The 17,824-nt window shown below is 57.2% G+C and carries 19 protein-coding genes; 13 read left to right on the top strand and 6 right to left on the bottom strand.

Annotated features, from left to right (window positions below; genetic code table 11):
* Positions 1-1,419, bottom strand: coding sequence for a DUF1800 domain-containing protein (locus tag ACT53C_RS02350; RefSeq protein WP_476144641.1), 1,419 nt, complete (start codon positions 1,417-1,419; stop codon positions 1-3).
* 170 nt (positions 1,420-1,589) lie between these two features.
* Between ACT53C_RS02350 and ACT53C_RS02345 the strand changes: the two genes are divergently transcribed.
* The 5 genes from ACT53C_RS02345 to ACT53C_RS02325 all read left to right on the top strand — a co-directional run bounded on the left by ACT53C_RS02345 (position 1,590) and on the right by ACT53C_RS02325 (position 7,029).
* Positions 1,590-2,948 carry a sensor histidine kinase gene (locus tag ACT53C_RS02345; protein ID WP_476144640.1) on the top strand — a complete coding sequence of 453 codons (1,359 nt, stop codon included), beginning with the start codon at positions 1,590-1,592 and terminating at the stop codon, positions 2,946-2,948.
* Complete coding sequence (locus ACT53C_RS02340; protein ID WP_476144639.1) at positions 2,933-4,297, top strand: sigma-54-dependent transcriptional regulator; 1,365 nt, start codon at positions 2,933-2,935, stop codon at positions 4,295-4,297. Before ACT53C_RS02345 ends, ACT53C_RS02340 begins: the two co-directional genes overlap by 16 nt.
* A 156-nt stretch (positions 4,298-4,453) precedes the next feature.
* A complete protein-coding gene (locus ACT53C_RS02335) occupies positions 4,454-5,290 on the top strand; it encodes a hypothetical protein (RefSeq protein ID WP_476144638.1) in 837 nt (278 codons plus the stop codon).
* A gap of 145 nt (positions 5,291-5,435) precedes the next feature.
* Entirely contained in the window at positions 5,436-5,783 is a 348-nt protein-coding gene (locus ACT53C_RS02330) for a DMT family protein (RefSeq protein WP_412008647.1), read from the top strand.
* Positions 5,784-5,793: 10 nt separating this feature from the next.
* Positions 5,794-7,029, top strand: coding sequence for an MFS transporter (locus ACT53C_RS02325; protein ID WP_476144637.1), 1,236 nt, complete (start codon positions 5,794-5,796; stop codon positions 7,027-7,029).
* A gap of 18 nt (positions 7,030-7,047) precedes the next feature.
* On the opposite strand, the gene ACT53C_RS02320 is transcribed toward ACT53C_RS02325, so the two are convergent.
* Together ACT53C_RS02320 and ACT53C_RS02315 are read right to left on the bottom strand one after the other, a co-directional pair.
* The gene (locus ACT53C_RS02320; protein WP_476144636.1) at positions 7,048-7,317 is read right to left on the bottom strand and encodes a KTSC domain-containing protein; all 270 of its coding nucleotides are present in this window, start codon (positions 7,315-7,317) and stop codon (positions 7,048-7,050) included.
* Between the two features lie 52 nt (positions 7,318-7,369).
* Positions 7,370-7,609, bottom strand: a complete 240-nt coding sequence (locus ACT53C_RS02315; RefSeq protein WP_476144635.1) for a hypothetical protein — start codon at positions 7,607-7,609, stop codon at positions 7,370-7,372.
* A 291-nt stretch (positions 7,610-7,900) separates the two neighbouring features.
* Between ACT53C_RS02315 and ACT53C_RS02310 the strand changes: the two genes are divergently transcribed.
* The 4 genes from ACT53C_RS02310 (at position 7,901) to ACT53C_RS02295 (ending at position 10,834) form a co-directional block, all read left to right on the top strand.
* Complete coding sequence (locus tag ACT53C_RS02310) at positions 7,901-9,481, top strand: Na+/H+ antiporter (RefSeq protein ID WP_476144634.1); 1,581 nt, start codon at positions 7,901-7,903, stop codon at positions 9,479-9,481.
* 220 nt (positions 9,482-9,701) lie between these two features.
* On the top strand, positions 9,702-9,923 hold the full coding sequence (locus ACT53C_RS02305) for a hypothetical protein (protein WP_194748882.1): 222 nt from the start codon (positions 9,702-9,704) through the stop codon (positions 9,921-9,923).
* Between the two features lie 58 nt (positions 9,924-9,981).
* A complete protein-coding gene (locus ACT53C_RS02300; protein ID WP_194748881.1) occupies positions 9,982-10,407 on the top strand; it encodes a YeeE/YedE family protein in 426 nt (141 codons plus the stop codon).
* Between the two features lie 7 nt (positions 10,408-10,414).
* On the top strand, positions 10,415-10,834 hold the full coding sequence (locus ACT53C_RS02295) for a DUF6691 family protein (protein WP_194748880.1): 420 nt from the start codon (positions 10,415-10,417) through the stop codon (positions 10,832-10,834).
* A 5-nt stretch (positions 10,835-10,839) separates the two neighbouring features.
* On the opposite strand, the gene ACT53C_RS02290 is transcribed toward ACT53C_RS02295, so the two are convergent.
* Complete coding sequence (locus ACT53C_RS02290) at positions 10,840-12,204, bottom strand: sigma-54 interaction domain-containing protein (protein ID WP_476144633.1); 1,365 nt, start codon at positions 12,202-12,204, stop codon at positions 10,840-10,842.
* A gap of 175 nt (positions 12,205-12,379) precedes the next feature.
* Here ACT53C_RS02290 and ACT53C_RS02285 point away from each other — a divergent pair, with 175 nt between their 5' ends.
* From ACT53C_RS02285 to ACT53C_RS02275, 3 genes are read left to right on the top strand one after another with little or no spacing between them, the layout of a single operon-like run.
* Positions 12,380-13,084: an MBL fold metallo-hydrolase gene (locus ACT53C_RS02285; RefSeq protein WP_476144632.1), complete on the top strand. Its 705-nt coding sequence runs from the start codon at positions 12,380-12,382 to the stop codon at positions 13,082-13,084.
* Positions 13,081-14,808: a SulP family inorganic anion transporter gene (locus ACT53C_RS02280; protein ID WP_476144630.1), complete on the top strand. Its 1,728-nt coding sequence runs from the start codon at positions 13,081-13,083 to the stop codon at positions 14,806-14,808. Before ACT53C_RS02285 ends, ACT53C_RS02280 begins: the two co-directional genes overlap by 4 nt.
* Positions 14,809-14,842: 34 nt before the next feature.
* Positions 14,843-15,022 (top strand): YgaP family membrane protein, encoded by a 180-nt coding sequence (locus ACT53C_RS02275; RefSeq protein ID WP_476144629.1) that lies wholly within the window; start codon positions 14,843-14,845, stop codon positions 15,020-15,022.
* Here the strand turns inward: ACT53C_RS02275 and ACT53C_RS02270 are convergent.
* Entirely contained in the window at positions 15,019-15,459 is a 441-nt protein-coding gene (locus ACT53C_RS02270) for a hypothetical protein (protein WP_476144628.1), read from the bottom strand. The two genes, ACT53C_RS02275 and ACT53C_RS02270, sit on opposite strands and share 4 nt — an antisense overlap.
* A 155-nt stretch (positions 15,460-15,614) precedes the next feature.
* Between ACT53C_RS02270 and ACT53C_RS02265 the strand changes: the two genes are divergently transcribed.
* Positions 15,615-16,604, top strand: a complete 990-nt coding sequence (locus ACT53C_RS02265; protein WP_476144626.1) for an AraC-like ligand-binding domain-containing protein — start codon at positions 15,615-15,617, stop codon at positions 16,602-16,604.
* Here the strand turns inward: ACT53C_RS02265 and ACT53C_RS02260 are convergent.
* Positions 16,601-17,608: a zinc-dependent alcohol dehydrogenase family protein gene (locus ACT53C_RS02260; RefSeq protein ID WP_194748874.1), complete on the bottom strand. Its 1,008-nt coding sequence runs from the start codon at positions 17,606-17,608 to the stop codon at positions 16,601-16,603. The two genes, ACT53C_RS02265 and ACT53C_RS02260, sit on opposite strands and share 4 nt — an antisense overlap.
* Positions 17,609-17,824 lie beyond the last annotated feature (216 nt).

The following is a 17,824-nucleotide window of genomic DNA, read 5'->3' as shown; positions in this document are numbered from 1 at the left end:
CTATCTCCTTAAAAATTCAGGGCTGACCACAAATAGCGCAAAACCGGTATGCGCTGATTCAGCACGGCTAATCTGTTGCAAGGTCTCCTGGCTCAGCCTGCCGCGCAATACCGTGTTTGCCAGCGTGGCTGGTGGCAGGCTCAATTTGGTCAGCGTGGCCAGGCGCTGCGCATATTCCACCCTGCGCAACAACGCGTTGGAGGCGAGCCAGCTGTCGGCCACATCATCGTAGCCGGCCGGCGAATCTGGCTTCCAGATGGGTTGCCCCAGTTGGGTCATGACTTGCGAAACACGCACCTGGGAGAGGTCGATATCCAGCGCACGCACGCTGCTGATCAGCCATTCCCATGGGGTTTTGAATTTGAGCGCTGAGGGTAGCCTGCACTCAGGCGCGGCGATCAATAAGCGGTAAAGCGCAGTGAGTTGGCCGCCTGTTTGCAGGTACGCGTCACGTAGCCGGTTAACCAGCGCAGGCGGCGGCTGGTCCCCGGCAAAATGACAAGCCAGTTTGGTCGCCAGGTGTGTCGCTGTCGCCGGTGCAGCGGCAAGGTCGCTTAGGATCGCCTCTGCCTGTTGCACGCCGTCCTGGGTGTAGGTTTTACCTAACAATTGGCGGCTGCCGGGTTCGTGTACGCGTGGGTTAAACATAAAACCGGGGTAGCGCGCATCGGTCTCGCCTGTCAGTTTGGGGTTGGGGATGGTCCAGCCGGTGAGCGCACGCGCGAACTCGGTCACATCTTGCTGGCTGTAGCCACTTCGTACCCCCAGGGTATGGAGCTCCAGGATTTCACGCGCCAGGTTTTCATTGAGGCCAGCCTTTTTGTCCGGCTGGCGGCGCATTTGCCGTTGCACGGCTTCGCTTTCCGGTCCGCGTGATTGTTGCTGATCCAGGTAAAACAGCATGGCCGGATGTTTTTCGACCGCAAACAGCATGTCTTTAAAAGTGCCGAGCACAAACGGGCGGATGGCTTGCAGTTCAAACAGCCCGGCGGCTTGCGTGACCTCGGATTTTTGGGCGGAGATGGCAAAATGGTTGGCCCAGAAATGCACCAGTCTTTCCACAAACGGCGTGTCAGTCTGCTGGGCCACTTGCGCACGCACTTGCACGGCGTCGGTATAACTGTCTTTGGCCTCCTTACGCATTTGCTGGCGTAACTGCATTTTGTCGTCAGGGGAGGCCGCCTGGTTGATCATGCGCCTTTCTTCCATTTCTTGCTCCAGCGAGGGCAGGGTTTGCTGGTATTGCTGCCATAGCGGCGGCAACGCCTGATAACGGCTAAACTCATCCTGCAAGGCACTGGAGGACAATGCCGGGGCATCGGCGCGTGCGCCCAGGCCAAAATGTTGCTCAATCATAAAAGCGTCATCCGTCATCATCGATTCCTGACGATAGGTGTGAACAGGGATACTATCAGCCATGCTCAGACTAACAAAGCTCAATTACAGTGAGCTTACAATGGTATGGGGACCTGTCAGCGCCAGCCTGATTGAAGCGCTGTGAGTGATGTGCTACCGTGTGGTTGGCGTTTCATCGCTGGATGAAGCGCTCCTTGATCTTCTCTTATTGAGTATCCATCACACGGCTGTTTATGCAGACACATACCAAACAGGTGCGTCGAGACCTGCTCATGCTTTGGGCGCTGATTGCGGCCGTCTCTACTTTGCTGGTCTGGCTATTGATTGAATTGAGCCGGCAAGGGGCGGCGTCACAGATTGCCGAGGCCCGCCTGCATGCGGCCGCCAGTTGCCAGGCCATGCAACATGGTGCGCACCAGGCTAGGGTGCAGTTGCCTACCACCGCCGGGGCATCCCTGGCCGGCTGGCAGGCCGTCATAGACCTTGCATTGCGCGAAGAGCCTGGCAGTGAAGGCGGCTTTTGGCAGCCGGAGCGAGGCGTGTTTGCCTATGCTTTTCCCACCTATGATGGCACCGGCATTAAGCGCGATCCGCCGGTGGCCGAGCTTGAAAAAATCACGGCCACCGCCGAACTGGCCAGCCGCAGCCATCAGTTGATTATCGAGGTGCGACCCGGATTGCGCGAAGCGATTGTGTTTGCGGCATGCCCACTCACCCCATCCATTGACACCCCTGTCGCCTGGGTCATGAAACGTGTCTTGCTGATCCAGGCTGAAGTGCTCAATCATTTAAGCCTGGCGCTGGCGCTGTTGATCGGTCTGGTGGTGATGTCAGGCGCCTGGTTGGCCTGGATGCTGCTCCGCTGGCAACGCCAGACCACGGCGCTGATGCAACAACTGGCGCAGTCTGAACGGATGGCCACGCTGGGCCGGGTCTCGGCAGGGTTGGCCCATGAAATCCGCAATCCGCTCGCCACCATGCGCATGAAAGTCGAAAATGCGATGGCGGCCGCCCCTGAGCGCTATCAGCAACGCAGCCAGAGTGCGTTTGAAGCGGTGCTGGCACAAACCGCCCGTCTCGAAAGCCTGATATCCAGCTTACTTGCGCTCACGCACCCTTTGCAACTGCAAAAACAGGCGCTGGATTTACGAGCCTGGCTCACCAGCTTGGCCAACTTGCATCAAGAGGCGATTACTGCGCAGCAGGCGAGCTGGAAATTGACCCTTGATGACGCCGTGGTGGCACGGGCCCGCACGATGGCGTTGCTTGATCCCGATAAAATGGCCCAAGTCATGGATAACCTGATTCTGAATGCGCTGGCCCACGTGCCCATTGTGGGTTACATCGAGCTTGGCATCGCGGATGCTGTACCTGATCACTTGCTGTTGTGGGTGGCTGATAATGGCAGCGGCGTGCCCGCGTATCTGCAAGCGCAGGTATTTGAACCTTTTAGCACTGCGCGCAGCGGCGGCACCGGTCTCGGCCTGGCGCTGGCGCGCGAGATTGTCCAGGCGCATGGCGGTGAGCTACGCTTGGCCGACACCCCGACTGGCGCCCGTTTTGAGATTGAATTGCCATGGCAAACCTCCTGATTATTGACGATGACCCGGCCTTTAGAAGCAGCCTGTCTGAAATGCTGTCAGACCTCGGGCACCAGGTGCTTGAGGCAAGCCATGTGCAGGCAGGCCTGCAATGCCTGCGGACCGAGCCGGTAGAGCTGGTGATCACCGACCTCAAGCTGGCTGGGGAGGATGGCCTGTCTTTCTTGCGACAGGCGCAGGCTATTAAGGCGGTGCCTTGCATTATGTTGACAGCCTACGCCAGTGGCAGCAACACGATAGAAGCCATGCGGCTAGGGGCCTTTGACCATTTAACCAAGCCTATTTCACGCCAGCTGCTGATGGAAACCTTGCAGCGTGCTTTGCCCGAGTGCAGCGCGGAGCTGGGAGCAGAATCCCCTTTGTCTGCGGAGATTGCGGACGCGGATACGGCCGCCAGCGAGCGCTTAATCGGCAATAGTGAATGCATGCGCCAGGTGTTCAAGCAAATCGGCCTGGCAGCCGCTACCGAGGCGACGGTGCTGATTTTGGGCGAGACCGGGACCGGCAAGGAAGAAGTTGCGCGCGCCCTGCATCGTAACAGTTTGCGCGCCGGGGGCCCATTTGTCGCCGTCAACTGTGCCGCTATTCCGCCCGACTTGATGGAAAGCGAGTTATTCGGCCATGTCAAAGGCGCATTTACCGGCGCGGTGGCAGACCGGAAAGGCTATTTGCGGCAGGCGGAAGGCGGCACGCTGTTTCTGGATGAAATTGGGGACATGCCGCTGGCACTGCAAGCCAAGATGTTGCGGGTGCTGGAGGCGCGTGAGTTTAGCCAGGTTGGGGCACAAACTGTCCTCAGACTGAATGCGCGCATCATTGCCGCTACCCATAGAGACTTGCCTGCCGCGGTCAGGGCCGGGCAGTTCCGCGAAGACCTATGGTATCGCCTGCAGGTGATGCCCATCATGTTGCCGCCCTTGCGCGCGCGTGGCGACGATTTGCTGATGCTGGCGCACTATTTTCTGGCCGCCGAAGCGACCGGCACCCCCAAACGCCTGACTGCCGAGGCGACCCGCAAGCTGGTACAGCACGATTGGCCGGGCAATATCCGCGAACTACGCAATACGATCGCCCGCGCCGTGATTCTGAGCCACCATGCATATGTTGAGGCAGAACATATTTCTTTTACCCCGCGGCCCCAATCGACCCTGATCGCTGAGCAAGGACGCCCTTTATCCGCGTCCGGCGGCACGCTGGCCGAAATCCTCCAGCAAGTGGAGCGTGACATGATAGAACGCGCATTGCGTGAGAGTGGTGATAACCGGAGTGAGGCCGCCAGAAAGCTGGGTCTGTCGCGCCAGCAGCTTTACCGCAAGCTTGAAGAGTATGGCTTGGTTTAAGCACGCATGCGTGTCCGTCAGGCGGACAGGCGGGTGTCACAAAAGCGGACAGTTTCACCTTGGTTAAAAATTCAACCATTTGATTTTAAATGGTTTTTTGTTTGGCATGCCCCTTGCAATAGATGAAGCAAGATTCATCATTCAAAGGAGCTTGCCATGTTATTTTTCTCTCACTTTACGCATCCCACCCAGGCATTGCGCACAGCGGTGCTGATGACTACACTCAGCCTTGCCATGGATGCATTTGCCGTGCCTCCCTTACCTGCGAATCCCTCACCGCTAGTCCCTGGATCCATGGTGCCAGGAACCGTAGTGCCAGGAACCGTAGCACCTGGACCCATCACCCCAGCTCCGGTTGCGCCTATTGCGGGGAACCCGCCAGGCGCACTCGATTTGCAGGCGACCGCCGCCTTGCCTGCGGTGGCAGATGCCACTGTCAAATCCATCCTGTTTAACCCGTATGGCGAGGCGGATGGCTTGCGCTTGGCGAATGACGTGATTGTCAAATTCCCGCCGCACCGTTCGCAGGCCTTGCTCGTTGCTGTGCAACCTGGTCAGCATGTGCGTATTCTCGGGCATGCTGAAACGCCAGCCATCGTTAAAGCCGATGCCATTATCAATGTAACCACCGGCAATATTGTGGTGGACCAGCCACCAGCCAATAACCTGCCCTTGTTACCCCCACATTTGCGGGCACAGTCATTGCAGCCGTTGCAGGTGGAAGGCAAGGTCGATCTGATCCTGAATGGTCCGCGCGGCGAAGTCGATGGTGTCATCCTGGATAACCAGAGCATTGTTCACTTTCCGCCTGAAAGCCTGAGTGTGCCGTTGCGCCCAGGGCTGCGTATTGCGGTGGCTGGTCTCGGGACCAAGACGGCCAATGGTGTATCGCTAGAGGCGATCCGCATGGGAAGCTCCGCCGCCAACATGCAGCCACTCTATGCGCCCGCGGCCCCAGCTTGCCAGCCAGCGGCTGTAACCGGCCAGTGCTAGGTCCTGATTTAGCCAAGACCAACCCTTCATCCGGCGTGGCCTGCGATGTAAGCAAGTGAGGTGTTGCTTAAGTTGCTCTGCGCCACAGCGGTGCTGCCCAAAGGCCGCCGCCCACGCTGGATTCCCTCTTTTGACAGGATTCATCATGATTGCAAAATTAGCCCCGATTGTGTTGCTGCTGATCTCCAATGTGTTTATGACAGTGGCCTGGTATGGCCATCTCAAGTTCACTGAAAAACCGCTGTATGTGGTGATTGTGGTGAGCTGGCTGATTGCCCTGTTTGAGTATTGTTTTGCCGTGCCTGCCAACCGGATTGGGCATACCGTGTATTCGGTGGCGGCGCTCAAAACCATGCAAGAAGTCATTTCGCTCAGTGTGTTTGCCGTGTTTTCGGTGTATTCGCTCGGCGAGCATTTCACCTCCAGCCATGTTGTCGGTTTTGCCCTCATTGGCCTGGGCGCCTTTTTTATCTTTAAAGCCCCTGTGGTGTAAGGAGAACAGCATGCGTCTATTCAACATGCCTGCAGATTCAAGGCAATGGCTGGCGGTGATGAATTTTTTCATGGCCGATGTCCGCGACGGGCTCGGCGCCTTTCTCGGTGTGTATTTATTGGCACAATCCTGGCAGGCCGATGATATTGGTTATGTGATGACCATAGGCGGATTGGCAACCATGGTGGCGGGAATCCCGGCGGGTGCCCTCATGGACCGCACCCATGTCAAGCGCCTGTGGCTGGCGGTGTGTGCGATTTTGATGGTGGTGGGTTGCCTGGTGCTACTGCTATGGAGCTCGTTTGCGGCGATTGCCTTGTCGCAAGCCGCCACTGGCGTGGTGCGCGCCATGATCGGGCCGGCCATTGCCAGTATCAGCCTGGGCCTGGTCGGGGCAAGGTATTTACCGCGGCAGCTCGGACAGAATGAGGCCTGGAGTCACGCAGGCAGTCTGGTGTCGGTGACTGTGGCGGGGGTGCTGGGTTACTTCTGGGGCTTGTCTGCCGTGTTTATTCTGCTGGCGGTGATGGCCGTGCTGGCCCTCCTGTGTATCCGCCGCATCCGCCCGCAAGAGATTGATTACAATGCGGCACGGGGGCTGGAGTCCCATGCCACCGTCAGTGATTCTGGCCATGCCGTGTGGAAGTCGCTGCTACAGTCGCGGCCGTTGCTGATGCTGGCCGCCATCATGATGCTGTTTCATCTGGCCAATGCCGCCATGCTGCCCTTACTGGGGCAGACCATGGTGTCGCAGGGGCTGGTCAATGCCAGCTTGTTTACAGCTTTGACCGTGATGGTTGCGCAACTGGTGATGATTCCCATGGCCTTGCTGGCCGGGCGCTACGCAGAGCAATTCAGCTATGAGCGGCTGGTCACCTTGGCTTTGCTGGCCTTGCCTGTGCGCGGTGTGATTGCATCAACCTGGAATTCACCCTGGGCCGTCGTGCCTGTGCAATTGCTGGATGGCGTCGGCGCAGGCTTGCTCGGCGTGGCCTTGCCCGGCCTGGTAGCCAAGATGTTGCAGGGCAGCGGGCATTTTAATGTCGGCTTGGGGTTTGTGCTCACCATTCAGGGGCTTGGGGCGGCCTTGAGTCCGGCCATTGCCGGCTGGGTGGCGCAACGTTATGGCTATGCCATGAGTTTTACGCTGTTGACCGGCTTTGCCATCGTCGCCTTGTTACTGTGGTGGCATCAAGCCAGCCAAGCCGCACAGCAACGGGGAGCAAGCTTGCAGGCCGGGCATTGATCGTTACGCCTGGCACCGTTACTGGAACAAATCATCCAGCGGGTTACGGTTCACGGTGGTGGGCTTCGCTGCTTGTGCGCTTACCCGCTGGCAGCTAAAGGCTTCTTCAATGTTGTCGCGGTAATAGCTCCATTGAGCACTCGCGTTTTTAAAGCTACGCCAGAGGCTTTCGCCCACATTGGCATATTCCAGCGTGCTGCCGTCTTCCAGCGTCACGCGCAGTGCGCGTTTGGCCGCATCATAGCCTATGGCCCGCAATTTGCCAGCATGGGTGTGGATCATTTCCATGGTTTATAGCTACAGGGTTTTATCTACAGGGTACGCAGCTAAATGCTTTCGCCTAACCGCAGCAACCGGTTTTGCAGCCGCACGACTTGCCCGCAGGCTTAAGGCCTTTTTGTTGCCAGGCTTGCAAAAAGGCTTCTTTGCTCATCGGTTGTAATTGCAAGCTTTGCTGCAAGGCAGGATCCACCACCTGCGATTGGTAATGCTGAAAATGCGCCAGGTATTTGGCATACGCGCGGTCTGCACCCCGCCAGGCCTGCCATTGCCGCCACAGCCATTTTTTAAAGCTAAACATGTTGACTCCTTATCCTCATATCAGACTGCCATCATCTTACCCCAATTGATGGCAGGCAGTGATACCGCTTGCATCTTTAACAACAGCCCGCGATGCAAGTTTGAACCATGCTGGGTCCGCAAGTTCACGCAGATGCTGGCGAACTGATTGCTGCCTAAGGGATTGCGGATGAGCATCAAACATTGTTAAAGCAAGCTTGGCGCAAGCTGACTGTGTTAGATTACGCGAGCTAGTGCGTCTGTCAGGCGCGGTTTAATCTGTTTCAAGGGGGATAAGCCCTCTCGATCATTCATGAGTAACTCGTTTTATTTCAATTTAATCCTATTTTTTCTGGTGGCTGTGATTGCGCTGGAGGTGCTGGCCAATCGGCTGCGGTGGCCGCCTGCGGTGGCACAACTGGCGGGTGGCGCACTGATTGCCTTGGTGCCGGAATTACCGGCGTTTGAGATTGATCCGGCCCTGGTGATGGAGGTATTTTTACCGCCGTTGCTGATGGCAGGTGCCTACTTTACGGTCTGGCATGAGTTCAGACGGCATTTGGGCGGCATTCTGCTATTGGCCATCGGTGCGGTGCTGTTTACGACGCTGGCGGTAGGTCTGGCGCTGCATGCCTTTAACCCCAGTTTGCCGTGGGCAGCTTGCTTTGCCTTGGGCGCGATTGTTTCACCGCCCGATGCGATTGCGGCGAAAGCCGTGTTGCAGCGGGTGGCCTTGCCGCGCAAGCTGCTGGTGTTGCTGGAAGGAGAAAGTCTGCTCAATGACGCGACCGGCCTGGTGCTGTACAAGTTTTCCATTGTCGCCTTGCTGACGGGCGTCTTTTCCTTGAGCGGCGCGCTCGAAACCTTTGTCTGGCTGAGTATCGGCGGCGTCTTGTTTGGTGTCGCCATGGGCTATGTGGTGTTTAAAACCTTGCGCTACCTGCATGGCACCGAACTCATGGTGCTGGCCTCGGCCCTGCCTGGCTGGATTTGTTATGTCGTTGGCGAGCATATCGGCGTCTCTGGCGTGATCGCTACTGTGACCTACGGCATGATGCTGGGCTGGCACCAGCATGAAATCATGTCTGCCACCGCCCGCCGGCGCAGCGCTGCGTTCTGGGAGGTCATGATTTTTATCTTTGAATCGCTGGTATTTATTTTTATTGGCCTGTCTTTGCGCGGGGTCTGGGAGCGTATCGCCCATGCGGATAAGTCTTTGGGCGCCTACGGACTGGAAGTGTTGCTGGTGCTGGCCGTGGTGATCTTGTCGCGCTTTGTCTGGATTTTCATGATTGATGGGTTGGCCAGACTCATCCGCAAGCCGCATGCGGCGCATGGACACAGCACCTGGGGCGAGTCTTTTGTCAAAAGCTGGGCAGGCATGCGTGGCGTGGTCACGCTGGCAGCAGCACTGGCGGTCCCCGCCCAGGTGCCCGGACGCGACTTGATGTTGATGTGCGCGTTTGCTGTGATCCTGGTGACGGTGGTGGTGCAGGGGACGACAATTGGTCAGGTGATCCGCGCATTTAAACTGAAGGCGACCAAGCATGAGCACATTTACCTTAATGAGCCACAGGTGTGGGCCCGGATTGAGCAGGCACAGTTTTCAGTGGTTAACAAACTGGCCTATAACGAACATGGCGCATTAATGCACCCGCGGTTGCTGGAGCAGTACAGCTACCGGCAAAGCCTGTCAGACAAACATAAACATGAAGACAGTCTGCCCGATGACCTCCGCAAAGCGCATTTTAATGTGGTACTGGCCGCCGTAGCCGCCGGTCGTGAAGAGCTGCTTAGACTGCATCGCTCGGGGCAGATTCATGACGAGTTGCTGCATCTGATGGAACGTGATCTGGACATTCAGGAAATCGCTGCCTTACATAGCCGTGGCTAAGGGGCGCCTGTCCACATTTTTTGTGGATAACTTTTATGGTGAGCTGTGGGTGAGTGTCTTAACTATTTGATTTTATGTATTAAATTAGGCCTGATTAAAATCTGCACGTTAAAATTATTTGATGAAAAATCTTGCTCAAGGCGATTTTTTGTGTATTGCCAGCCTCCTGGCGACAGCGTAGCATAGGTCTTGTCTAGTGCTGTGATGAGGAGCAAGTAACATGAAACGACTGTTTTATATCGACTATCCGCAAGAGCACTTTGAAGGTCAGGCCCACCGTTATCGTTGCGCCTACTGCAAGCAGGAAACCACCCATATCAACGGCAAGCTGGAGGGGCATTTGCCCGGCTGCGAGTATCGGGTTGCGCTGGAAAAAGCCGGTTTTGAATGTAACCAGCTTGCGGAACCCGCCCATGAGGACATGGCCGACGAAGTCGATTGAGGAGTGATCACGCTGGCTAGGCCTGTTCATAAACGCTGTTGAGGATGTAGAAAAAAGCATGATTTCTTTTACCCCCTGGCAATCACTGATGGGTGGATTGCTGATTGGTTTTTCCACCTTGCTGATGATCCGCTGGCTGGGCAAGGTCACTGGCATCAGTGGCATTGTGGGTCAGGTCTGGTCGGCCGCCGCCGGTGACCGGGCCTGGCGCCTGGCTTTTGTCGCAGGTCTGGTGCTGTCGCCATTGGTTTATGTGCTGGCACGGCCGTTGCCTATGGTGGAGATTCAGGCGTCCACGCCCTGGTTGATCGTGGCGGGATTGCTGGTGGGCTTTGGTAGTCGCCTGGGGTCGGGGTGCACCAGTGGTCACGGGGTTTGCGGCTTGTCTCGGCTGTCGCCACGTTCGCTGGTAGCCACGCTGACGTTTATGCTGGTAGCGATACTGGTGGTCTGGCTATGGCGCCATGTGTGGATGATAGGGTAGAAGCAAGATGGCAAATTTGATGGCATTGATCGCCGGGCTGATCTTCGGCGTGGGGTTGATTGTGGGCGGGATGACCAATCCAGCCAAGGTACTGGCCTTTCTGGATGTGACCGGTGACTGGGATCCGTCACTGGCATTTGTGATGATGGGTGCGATTGCGGTGGGCTTTTTTGCCTTCAAGTCTGCGGCCAAGCACCCCACCAGTGTTTTGGGCCTGCCTGTGCAGTTGCCAGGCACGCGCCTGATTGACCGCAAACTGGTGCTGGGGGCGGTGATCTTTGGCACCGGCTGGGGCATTGCCGGATTTTGTCCCGGCCCAGCCATCGCCTCACTCTTGACGGGTGGCCCGGCGGTCTGGCTGTTTGTCGCCAGCATGCTGGCGGGAATGGCCGTGCATACGCTGGCGGTGCGTCGCGGCTGGTTGTGACCGTATCAGTCTTTTTGCCAAAGTTTGCGGTAACGCCACAGTGTGGTGCGGCCAATCCCTAGTTGTTTGGCCGCCTGGGTCAGGTTGCCCTGGCAGTCAGTGACGGCTTGCACGATGGCGGCTTCTGAAAGCGCCTGGCGGCCTGGTTTGGCGACTGGCGCTGCCATTGCCTGTGTTGACCCGGGTATCGTTTGCAGTTCGGGCGGCAAGTCTGCGGTGGCTATCTGTTTGCCATCCGACATCACCAGTGCGTAATTCAACACATTGCGCAGTTCGCGCACATTGCCCGGCCAGTCATAGGCCATCAGTTGCTCCATGGCGGCGGCCTTCACTACGGGCAGTAGTTCCCCGGTAAATTGCTGTTTAAGCAGATGTCGCAGTATGAGCGGAATATCCTGTTTGCGCGCCTGCAAGCTGGGTAAGAAGATGGGCACCACGCGCAAGCGGAACAACAAGTCCTGTCGGAAACGCCCGGCTTTAACCTCTTCGCGCAAGGCTTTATGTGTGGCGGCAACAATGCGGACATTGGCTTGCATGGCTTGACTGGCCCCGACGGGCAGGTATTCACCGGTTTCGAGTACGCGCAACAGTTTGGCCTGTAATTCGTAAGGTAGTTCGGCGATTTCATCCAGAAACAGCGTGCCGCCCTCGGCCCGGCCAAACAGGCCCTGGTGATCACGAATGGCGCCGGTGAAGGCACCCTTGACGTGGCCAAACAGCTCACTCTCCAGCATGCCCGCATTGAGCGTGGCACAGTTGATGGCGACGAAGGCGGCGCGGTGACGCGGACTCTCGCCATGAATGGCGCGGGCCACCAGCTCTTTGCCTGTGCCGGAGTCGCCGCGGATCAACACCGGGATGTCTGTCACTGCCACGCGGCGTATCATTTCAAACACTTTTTGCATTTCGGGCGCATGGCTGATCAAGCCATATTTTTCACCCAGCGAGGATTGGGCGGCGGTCTTGCCTGCGTCCGCCTGCTGGGGCAGCAGGATTTCGAGGCCGCCCGCAAACGCGCCATCTTCTGGCAGGTAGGCCATGGCATATTTCAACACTGCCTGTCGTTCACCATCAGACCGGTGCAGCAGCAGGGGAGCGCCCTCGACTTTGCCAGACTCGGTGAGACCACAGCCGCGCATACACTGTTCGCAGCGGTTGGCGGTCAGGCAGTTTTCACCCAGGAGCGTAGCCTGAGTGAAGCCTAGCAGTTTTTCGGCACCCGGGCTCCAGTAGCTGATCCGCTTTTGAGCATCGACGGTAAACACGGCTGCATCTGGCATGATCAATGAAATCATGCGGGCCAGCGATTCGCCCTGTGCCCGGCTCAGACCGGCCTGCTGGCTGAAAAAATCGGGGGTGGTTTGTTCCATTTTTTTTATTTGAAACGTTTCATGATTGTGGTTTTGTGTTTCATTGAAACATTTTTGGCGGGGGTGGGCAAGTGATATTTTTATATAAGTCATTGATTTGACTGTTTTTAAATTTTTATTGAAACATTGGCACTGGTTTTGCTGAATCAACGCCATCTTGATAAGGAGCACGCGGATGATTTTCAAGCAATTTTTTGAGCCTGAAAGTAGCACTTATACCTATCTGCTAGGCTGTGAAGAAACCCGGCAGGCGGTGATGATTGATACCGTAGGCAGCGAGGTAGACAAGTATGTGGCGGCTTTGCAACAGCATGGGTTGACGCTGGTGTTTACCCTGGAAACGCATGTGCACGCCGATCATGTCACCGCTGCCGCCACCTTGCGCGAGCGTCTGGGCAGTAAAAGTGTGGTGCATCGTGATGCTGGCGCGCAATGCGGCGATGTGCTGGTGACCGATGGCGTGCACTTGCAAGTTGGCACGCTGGATATCGAGGTCCGTTACACGCCCGGGCACACCAACGGCTGCGTCAGTTATCTGGTCGGTGACCGCATTTTTACCGGCGATGCCTTACTGATTGATGGCTGTGGCCGCACCGACTTTCAGCAAGGCGATGCCGGGCAATTGTATGACAGCATACATGCCAAAATTTTCAGCTTGCCAGAAGATACGCTGATTTTTCCCGGCCACGATTATCAAGGCAGGACGGTCTCCACGGTCGGCCACGAGAAGCGTGAAAACAAGCGGCTGGGCGGGCAGACTTCCCGCGCGGAATTTATCAATATCATGGCCAATCTCAAGCTGGCGTATCCCAAGCAAATTGATGTGGCACTGCCTGCCAACCAGGCCTGTGGGCAAGTGATGATCAAGCAGTCGGCATGAGCACAGCGATGTTGACTCGGCTGGCCCGTTACGTGCCCGCCCTCCGCTGGGGGCTGCATTATCGGCGCGAGCAGGCCATGCATGACCTGATGGCGGCGCTGACGGTGACCCTGATGCTGGTTCCGCAGGCGCTGGCCTATGCCATCCTGGCAGGCTTGCCGCCACAAGTTGGCCTGTATGCCAGCCTGTTGCCGTTGATCGTCTATGCCCTGTTAGGCACCAGTGCGACGTTGGCGGTGGGGCCCGTGGCCGTGGCGGCGCTGATGACTGCGACCGCAGTGGCGCCTTATTCAGCACAGAGTCCCGCGCTGGGGCTGCAAGCGGCGCTGATCCTGGCGTGTTTGTCTGGCCTGTTTCTGATGCTGGCCGGGATGTTCAAATTAGGCTTTCTGGCGAATTTTCTATCGCACCCCGTCATGAGCGGCTTTATTGCTGGCGCCAGCCTGGTGATTGCCAGTAGCCAGCTACCCACCTTGCTCGGTATCCGGGCCGAGGGCAGTCATGTACTGGCGCTCTGGCAGAGTATGCTGGGGCAATGGCCGCAGATTCATCTTGCTACGGCCATGCTGTCGGTGCTCACCCTGCTATTGCTGGTGCTGGCCAGGCGGCAAGGGCAATCGCTGTTGCTAAGCCTGGGCTGCTCGCCGTTTTGGGCGCAGGTGTTGGTGCGGGCAGTGCCTGCGCTGCTGGTGTTGATCGGGACGATTGCCATGCATGCCGGTTGGGCCCTGCTCACCGGGGTGCGGACCGTGGGGCAGATTCCCGCCGGGCTGCCTGCGCTGGCCTTGCCGCATGGGAGTCTGGCAATGTGGCAGTCTTTATTGGCCCCGGCCTTGCTGATTTCCATCATCGGCACGGTGGAGTCGATTTCTGTCGCGCAGAGTCTGGCCATGAAGCGGCGCGAACGCATAGACCCTGATCAGGAGCTGATTGCCTTGGGCGGCGCCAATCTGGCGGCCAGTCTGAGTGGGGGGCAGCCGGTCACCGGCGGCGTCTCGCGCTCGGTGGTGAATATGGATGCGGGCGCGCAAACGCCGGCAGCGGGCTTGTTTACTGCATTGGGCATGTGGCTGGCCACGGTTTTTCTGGCCTCGTGGCTCAGTGCGTTACCCAGATTTATTTTGGCCAGCACGATTATCGTTGCGGTGATGAGCCTGGTGGACGGGCGCGTGTTTATCGAGACCTGGCGGCGTAACCGGAGCGACTTTGCCGCCTTGCTGGTGACTTTTATGATTACCTTGCTGGTCGATATTGAACATGGCATCAGTGCAGGCGTGTTGCTGTCCATGGCCATGCATCTATACCGCAGCAGTCGGCCGCACATTGCCATTGTCGGGCAGGTGCCGGGTACCGAGCATTTTAGAAACGTGGCGCGGCACGCGGTCAGTGTGTGCCCGGATGTGATCACTTTGCGCGTGGATGAGAGTTTGTATTTTGCCAATGCGCGCTATCTCGAGCAAAAAGTGCTCGAAGTGGTCGCCGATAACCCGGCATTGAAACATGTGATCCTGATGTGCTCCGCCGTCAACGAGGTAGATGGCAGTGCCCTGGAGGTGCTGGAAGTCATCAACCACCATTTATCTGCATTGGGAATTGGCTTTCATTTGTCCGAGGTCAAAGGCCCGGTGATGGATATGTTGCAACATGCTCCTCTCAGGCAGCAGCTCAATGGTGAGATTTATCTGACCCAACACCAGGCTTATGCAGCGCTGTCCTGTCATTAACGGCGTTAAGCGCCGCTAAATATAGGAGGCTGGCATGGCAGATAATATCGGGCAATTGGAACAGTATTTAAGAGTGATTATTGGCGCCGGATTGCTGATGTGGACCCTGTTTTTTCAGGGGCCAGCCTGGGGCTGGTTTGGGCTGGTGCCGCTGGCGACCGGGCTGATCCAGTGGTGTCCGCTTTATGCCTTGCTCAAGATTAACCGTCGCTAAGCTTCAGGCGTTGCTTGCAACCCAGACTTTAACATAAGCACAGAGGCTTTGCCAAAACCATAGCTGGTGGTAAAGAGGCTGGCAAACAAATAACCCTGAAACAGCAAGGGCGGCGGGAGCTCAGGATTGTCCAACGCCGGGAAAATGGCCATCAGTAAAAACAGGCTGGAGTTGGTAAATGCGCCTATCACCATCGCCCAGCGTACATGCCATGGCAACGAGACCCGGCTGGCCGCAATGCCAAAAATGAGGGCGGTCATCAGCAGAAAATCGATATGTGCTTGCAACAGCCGCGTGAATTTTCCCGCGAAAATCGCCTTGAGTGGGGGCACACCAAAGTTCAGGCCCACCATACACCATGCCAGTAACAACGCCATCAGCAGCCAGCATGCGGCCCCTTTCAATAACATCTGGTGGGCTTGTGGGGTCGATTGCATCAAAGTCTCCTGGGGGATGTCGTCTATATCCAGCATAGCCGATCCGTCATGGTCTGCTTGACCAGAGCGGGCCTCACGCTTGACTGAAACGGCGATGACTCGCTTGCGAAATGCAGCTGTTTGTGACTTAATTTCGCTCAGCAAAGGAGAGGGTCATGGCGCAGCAAGCAAGGACAGTGGTCGCAGCGACAGGTCGCAAATATAGCTCTGATCTGGTCGCACCCAGTCAGCGCAAGGCATGGTTGTGTGAGGTGATTGGACGTGAATATGCAGAGGTGGACATCGTCCCGCCCACGGCAGCCCCGCTTTACAACGAGATGACGCTCTATCCTTGGCAGGCGTTGCAACTATCCGTGATCCACTCCAACAGCCTGACCATCCAGCGCGGGACGCGAGAGATCAGTCGTCCGCAGTTGGATAATTATTTTGCCGTCCTATTGCTGAAAGGCCGATATTGTCTGCAACAGCAAGGGCGGGAAGTGTTTTTGCGCCCTGGCGACATGACTATTTATGATGCCACGGTGCCGCACTATATCCATTGTCCAGAGGCGTTTTCCAAGCTGATTGTTTCTATCCCAAGAACCTTGTTGCATCAGCGTTTGCCGCAGGCCGGGCATCTGACGGCGATGCCCATGCGATTGCAGCACGGCATGACCGCCATGTTGTCGCCGTTTTTGCAACAGCTCACGCGTCAGCTGAATCAACTCTCCATGCAGGCATTCGATGCCAGCGCGGCGCCCATGCTGGACATGCTGGGCAATGCGCTTGAAACCTTGCAAGACCATACGCTGCCGCGTTCGCCTGGCCGCAGTTTGTCATTGTTGCAAATCAAGCAGTGGCTCAGTAAGCATCTACAGGATGCAGACCTGGATAGTGACGCCATTGCCGCTGCCACCGGATTTTCCAGCCGGTATATCAATCAATTGTTTGCCGATGAACAGACGTCTTTGATGCGCTATGTCTGGCAACAGCGGCTGGCGCTGAGTGCGCAATACCTCAAGCAACCGGCCTGGCAGCACCGGAGCATTTCCGAGATCGCGCTGGCTTGCGGCTTTAACGATTTTGCACATTTCAGCCGAGCCTTTAAGCAGCAGTTTGGCGACGCCCCCCGCGTTTTTCGGCAGCAGGGGGCTTTACTCCGTTAAATCTGCAGGCAAATTTTGCCAAAGTGCTGATTGGTCTCCTGATACTGGAAGGCCTGCACCATTTCCTCCAGCGCAAACACCTTATCCACCACCGGTTTCAGGCCATTCGCGTCTATGGCTTTGATCATGGCTTGCTGCATGCTGCGGCTACCCACCAGCACGCCTTGCAGGCGCAGTTGCTTGATCAGGGCTGTGACCAGGGGAAAGTCGCCCGCCAAGCCGGTCAAAATACCAATGACAGAGACATGGCCACCGACGCGCGCCGCCAGCATGGACTGTTCGAGGGTGGCCGGACCGCCCACCTCGACCACGTGATCGACGCCACGGCCGCCCGTCAGTTCGCGCGCCAGCGTTCCCCAGGCCGGGGTGGTTTTGTAATTGATCAGGTGATCTGCACCCATGGCCTTGAGTTTTTCCAGCTTGGCTTCGCTGGACGAGGTGGCAATCACGGTTGCGCCTGCCAGCTTGGCAAATTGCAAGGCAAAGAGGGAAACGCCGCCTGTGCCTTGCACCAGCACAGTATCGCCAGGGGTGAGCTGATCATCAGACATCAGTGCGCGCCAGGCTGTCAGGGCGGCGGTGGTCAAGGTGGAGGATTCGATATGGCTCCAGCCTTTGGGGGCCAGCGTAAAAGATTCCGCGCTGGCGGTGACGATTTCACGCGCGTAGCCATCCACACCATCGCCTGGCACGGTGGCAAAGCCTTCAACCAGCGGTTCACCCGCTTGCCAGGTGGGAAAAAAAGTACTGACTACGGCATCGCCTACTTTGAATTCGGTGACGCCTGCGCCGACCGCGACTACTTCACCCGCGCCATCCGCCATCGGGATACGCGGCTCGGTTGGCCCCCACATGCCGCTGACCACGGCAAAATCATGGTAATTGAGCGAGTTGGCATGCAGCCTGACCGTGATTTGCCCGGCAGTTGGCGCAGGGGCTTCGCGTGTGCCGACGGTGACATTTTGGTAGCCGCCGCCCGGTTGCAGAATAATGGCTTTCGTCATGGCGTTCTCCTAATCAAGCGTGACATAGGGATTGTATTCATAGGGATGAGTGTTCACGGTAAGCGGTTGATTCTGCCCTGACTTGCAGACAAAGTAAATCGCCCGGCACCAGCAGGCGGACGGGAGTGAAGTCAATGTAAAGACTGTTTCAGGATATCGTCCTGATTGGATCGACAGATGTAAAGCGGCTGCGCGACCAGCTAAATCACGCGCTGC

The sequence above is a fragment of the Methylophilus sp. DMC14 genome (genome assembly GCF_056314085.1).
The sequence above is the reverse complement of the archived record's forward strand: the minus strand, read 5'-3'. Positions and strand labels throughout refer to the sequence as shown.

Bases quoted from the DNA above. Each gene is read 5' to 3' on its own strand.
- ACT53C_RS02265 (WP_476144626.1), top strand. From the start codon at position 15,615: ATGGCGCAGCAAGCAAGGACAGTGGTCGCAGCGACAGGTCGCAAATAT.
- ACT53C_RS02300 (WP_194748881.1), top strand. From the start codon at position 9,982: ATGATTTCTTTTACCCCCTGGCAATCACTGATGGGTGGATTGCTGATT.
- ACT53C_RS02260 (WP_194748874.1), bottom strand. From the start codon at position 17,608: ATGACGAAAGCCATTATTCTGCAACCGGGCGGCGGCTACCAAAATGTC.
- ACT53C_RS02280 (WP_476144630.1), top strand. From the start codon at position 13,081: ATGAGCACAGCGATGTTGACTCGGCTGGCCCGTTACGTGCCCGCCCTC.
- ACT53C_RS02305 (WP_194748882.1), top strand. From the start codon at position 9,702: ATGAAACGACTGTTTTATATCGACTATCCGCAAGAGCACTTTGAAGGT.
- ACT53C_RS02270 (WP_476144628.1), bottom strand. From the start codon at position 15,459: ATGCAATCGACCCCACAAGCCCACCAGATGTTATTGAAAGGGGCCGCA.
- ACT53C_RS02345 (WP_476144640.1), top strand. From the start codon at position 1,590: ATGCAGACACATACCAAACAGGTGCGTCGAGACCTGCTCATGCTTTGG.
- ACT53C_RS02320 (WP_476144636.1), bottom strand. From the start codon at position 7,317: ATGGAAATGATCCACACCCATGCTGGCAAATTGCGGGCCATAGGCTAT.
- ACT53C_RS02295 (WP_194748880.1), top strand. From the start codon at position 10,415: ATGGCAAATTTGATGGCATTGATCGCCGGGCTGATCTTCGGCGTGGGG.
- ACT53C_RS02315 (WP_476144635.1), bottom strand. From the start codon at position 7,609: ATGTTTAGCTTTAAAAAATGGCTGTGGCGGCAATGGCAGGCCTGGCGG.
- ACT53C_RS02325 (WP_476144637.1), top strand. From the start codon at position 5,794: ATGCGTCTATTCAACATGCCTGCAGATTCAAGGCAATGGCTGGCGGTG.
- ACT53C_RS02335 (WP_476144638.1), top strand. From the start codon at position 4,454: ATGTTATTTTTCTCTCACTTTACGCATCCCACCCAGGCATTGCGCACA.
- ACT53C_RS02285 (WP_476144632.1), top strand. From the start codon at position 12,380: ATGATTTTCAAGCAATTTTTTGAGCCTGAAAGTAGCACTTATACCTAT.
- ACT53C_RS02290 (WP_476144633.1), bottom strand. From the start codon at position 12,204: ATGGAACAAACCACCCCCGATTTTTTCAGCCAGCAGGCCGGTCTGAGC.
- ACT53C_RS02340 (WP_476144639.1), top strand. From the start codon at position 2,933: ATGGCAAACCTCCTGATTATTGACGATGACCCGGCCTTTAGAAGCAGC.
- ACT53C_RS02310 (WP_476144634.1), top strand. From the start codon at position 7,901: ATGAGTAACTCGTTTTATTTCAATTTAATCCTATTTTTTCTGGTGGCT.
- ACT53C_RS02350 (WP_476144641.1), bottom strand. From the start codon at position 1,419: ATGGCTGATAGTATCCCTGTTCACACCTATCGTCAGGAATCGATGATG.
- ACT53C_RS02275 (WP_476144629.1), top strand. From the start codon at position 14,843: ATGGCAGATAATATCGGGCAATTGGAACAGTATTTAAGAGTGATTATT.
- ACT53C_RS02330 (WP_412008647.1), top strand. From the start codon at position 5,436: ATGATTGCAAAATTAGCCCCGATTGTGTTGCTGCTGATCTCCAATGTG.